Source organism: Asticcacaulis sp. (assembly GCF_027484505.1).
Taxonomy (GTDB): Bacteria; Pseudomonadota; Alphaproteobacteria; order Caulobacterales; family Caulobacteraceae; genus Asticcacaulis.
The window spans coordinates 1-3,773 of record NZ_JAIXSV010000060.1 but is presented as its reverse complement, the minus strand read 5'-3'; the positions used below and the strand labels follow the sequence as shown (position 1 = coordinate 3,773).

General features: G+C 55.7%; 2 protein-coding genes and 1 pseudogene. All 3 read right to left on the bottom strand.

All coding sequences use genetic code 11. From position 1 onward, the window contains the following. Positions 1-1,051, bottom strand: a 1,051-nt coding sequence (locus Q0072_RS03300) for a hypothetical protein (RefSeq protein ID WP_298325687.1), incomplete at its 3' end; no start/stop codon positions are given. A gap of 219 nt (positions 1,052-1,270) precedes the next feature. Next, positions 1,271-2,866 (bottom strand): extracellular solute-binding protein, encoded by a 1,596-nt coding sequence (locus tag Q0072_RS03295; RefSeq protein ID WP_298325684.1) that lies wholly within the window; start codon positions 2,864-2,866, stop codon positions 1,271-1,273. Positions 2,867-2,926: 60 nt separating this feature from the next. Beyond that, a pseudogene (locus Q0072_RS03290) lies at positions 2,927-3,773 on the bottom strand (hypothetical protein); the annotation flags it as partial.

Genomic DNA, 3,773 nt, shown 5'->3' with positions numbered 1-3,773 from the left:
CGCGCTCCTGGCGCGCCACCGTTTCGGGCGCGACACCGTCGACCCCGCTCCGTTCCTCAAGAGCCCGTCTGATATCCCCGAAAGTGCCGTCCTGGAACTCCAGTTGCAGCAGGCCGATTTCCGGCTTGTAACCGACAATCGAAAGGCCGCGCGGCTTCATGTCCTCCAGCAATTGCCGCACGAACAGCTCGGCCGCCACTCCCTCCTTCAAGGTTACCAACACGCGGTTGCTCACGATCTCCCGTTTCAATGGATCAGTCTCGTCGCGCGAAAGTTTCGTGGGGTCTGGTGGTTTCAACCCGAATTGCGCGGGAAGAATACCCGGCTGCTCCCGGAGGAAATAAAAGGCAGCTGACAAGCCGGCCAGCACCAGGAGAGCCGCCAGGAGGCCTCCGATCAGCAACCAGCGTCGGCTCCTTCCGTCCGGGGATTGCCGCACGATACTGACCGGCGCCGGGGATGGGGGCGATGCAGACTCCAAGGACGGACCGGCCGGAACTTCCCGACCGGACTCGCCCTGTGGAACGGCCAGGTAGCGGATGAGGCGGAAATGCTCGCCCTCACTACTTCTAGCATAGAAGCCCCAACAGGCAAGGATCAACCGCCTGTCATCGACATACACACATTCCGGTCCGGGAATCTCGATGGCCATCGGCAGTAATTCACCGAGCTGCCGCACCTCCGGGTTGTCATCCGCTCGCAACGCGGCAGCCAGATCCAGAACCGATTTGATCATCGCCGCCAGCTTTTCCAGGGCCGCCGCACGTTGTGAAGACGTGAGCCTTGTCAAAACGACAGGCCGATCAGCCGATGCTATCCAGCGGGCGTCGCTGCGCGTCGCCAACGCATCATCCGAAATGGCCGGCGTCGAGAAAAGACCGCCGACCTCATCGGATATTCGCTCGCTCACAATCGCCAATATTTGCTCATACTTTTGGAATACAGGATTTCCATACCAAAAATATGGCTGAATATTAGATAGTTTCTCCTCATGTATGCATTTAACTTCCATAATATAATTACTTTCATCGATGGATTGTTTTCGACGCACCCCAAGGCCTTGAACTGTGCCCCCTTGAAACGGACTGCCTCAAGGGAGCACATTCCATAGCAAGTCTGACCGGTACATGCGGTGTTCCGTTCGGCAGGAAACGACCGCAGACTGGCAGGTCATCCCGTGCCACCAACATCTTGCCGCCGCGCATCCGGCCAGGCTTCAATCCGGAAGGGTGCGCGGTCCCGTCAGACGAAAACCACGTTAAGACACCATCTATTTCGCATTCTTGAATTTCTGCCAAACATCTTCGACCGCCGCCCGACCCGCGGGAGTCAGATTGGTCGGCACATAGAGTTTTGAGAGAACAGAAGGAGGGGGATACAAGGTCTTATTATCAAGAAGTTCCTTTCTGATAAAAGGAACTGACTTGGCATTCGCACTTGGATAATTCGTCTCGTTGGTGATGGCGGCGCTGTTCTTCGGTTCCAAGATGAAGTCGATCAGCTTATAGGCGTTACCCGTGTTGCGGGCCCCGGCTGGAATGGTCAAGACGTCGAACCAAAGCTCGGCGCCGTCGGTGGGTACATTGTAGACGATGTCGACACCGGACTTTCTCTCCTGCGCAGCTTGCTGAGCCTGGAGAACGTCACCCGAGTATCCAACGGCGAGGCAATATTTCCCATCCGCCAAGTTATTGATGAACTTCACATTATCAACCGTATTGACGTATCCGCGAATGGCGGTGAGAACAGGCAATGCCTGATTGATCACCGCAGGATCCGTCGATGCGGGGTCCAGTTTCAAATAGGCGAGAGCCGCGTGGATGATGTCCGGTGCCTCATCGATCAGCGCGATTCCACATTTTGCATATGTTTGCGCCTGCCGGGGATCGAACACCGCCGCCAGATAGTCGATGTTGCTGATAGGCGAGACTTTGCGAACAGCAGCGCGATTATAGGCAACACCGACGGTTCCCCAGGAATACGGGATGTTATAGTCGTTATTTTTATCCCAGGCGGTTGTGAATACAAGAATTTCCGGAGACAGGTTTTTGTAGTTTGGAACCTTTGATTTATCTATTTTTTGGAATCCACCACGCACTATCTCTGCATTCATCTGCGAACCTGAATACACAACAATATCAGCCCGAGTTTCTTTTTCATTCAGCCAACCTTCGAGCTGCTCCGTCGTTTCATATACTTCGTACAATACCTTGATCTTCGTTTCGCTCTCGAATTGTTCAAGAATGGAATAATCGATGTAATCCGGCCAATTATACATGCGAACGACGCCGTTCGCCTTATTGGTTCGCAACTTGCTTTCGCGAAGGAGCGTGTAATAAGCATTCCTGGTCAGAAGGCCATTGGAATGAAGGCCGAGATCGCTTTGAAAGCTTTCCATGGCGATCAATGTCGCAGGGCCAAATACACCGTCCGCCGGGCCGGGCGCATAGCCGAGTGAGGCCAGGATCGACTGCGCCTCCTTTACCTGCTCGGACGAAATGATCGTGTCCTGCCCATCCACGCGTCCCTGTGCCCAACCTTCGGACCGCCACAGCGTGCGGAAAAGCGCCCGCAACAGTTCCGGCCCCTGCAGGGAAACGGTGGGAAGCTGCTCCGCCATGCCGAAACGCTCAACCGCCTGTTCGGTTGCGCGATCACGCACGCCATTGATCGGTCCGGAATAATATCCACCGCGCTGCAGCAACCGCTGCACAGCCTGTATCTCGCGCGAGGCGGGTTGCGTCGATGCCGACGGCGTTTCCGCCCCTGACGCCCATTGCGCGACCTGCACATCGTCTGCAATGGCGGGAGGTGCCATCAGGCACAAGGCCCCCAATGCAGAATGGATAATCACAGATTTGAACATCGACCGGCTCTGATACTTCTTCTGGCAAACGACCATTTTGTTCTCCTGTTGATTTCAAATCTACCTGAAGGAGAGGCCTTTGAAAAACGCACGGAATCCTGGATACTTGAGACTCGTCACCTCTTCGGCGATTTCAGGGGATGGGCAGGAAAGATTCTCATTTAGTTGTTGTGACAGGTAGGAAAAGTCATTCGTACTCCCGCCATCAGTTTTCGTAACGCACTGGTAATGAATGAAGCATTTGACTTCCATATTCGCCACGGACTTGAAGTCGCCTGTCTGGCCGGCCAACGGCCCGAATTTGGCCATGCCTTCGTTGATGCATTGCTGGAATTCGGGTTTGACCTGTGAAAGCCGCCCGGGTACCGGCTTCGGCGGTGCCGGGGGGGGAATCGGTTCGGGGGCGCCGCCAATAAGCGCAAGACCGGCTACAACCAACAAGACACCCATCAGCACAGCAACGACCACCCCCTTGCCCATCCCCCGTCGGGGCGCTGCCGGACCGGCAGGCGGCACATATGATCCCGTCGGGGCCGGCGTTTCCGCCCGCTCGATGATATCGGCATCAACCGAGGCCCATTCCTGGACATTACCCCAACCACCAGTGGTTAACCATTGTCCATTATGCTCGTAGGCTTGTCCTCGCGAGATCGCGTAGCGTACCTTCTCGGCCGCGATTCCGGGTTCTAAATCCAGAGGTGGCGCCGACGTCACCTGGGGACGCTGTCCATTCTGCGCCGGCGAACGCAGCAATGGCCCTGTCTTCGCACGGGGACGCATCATGCCGTCAAGGGAGATTGCCCCCGCGACCTGCATACCTTCACCATCAATAATCAGAACATCAACTTGCCGCGTCGGCACATCTATTACACTGGCAGATAAATGCGAAACATGGCTTTCGTTCATT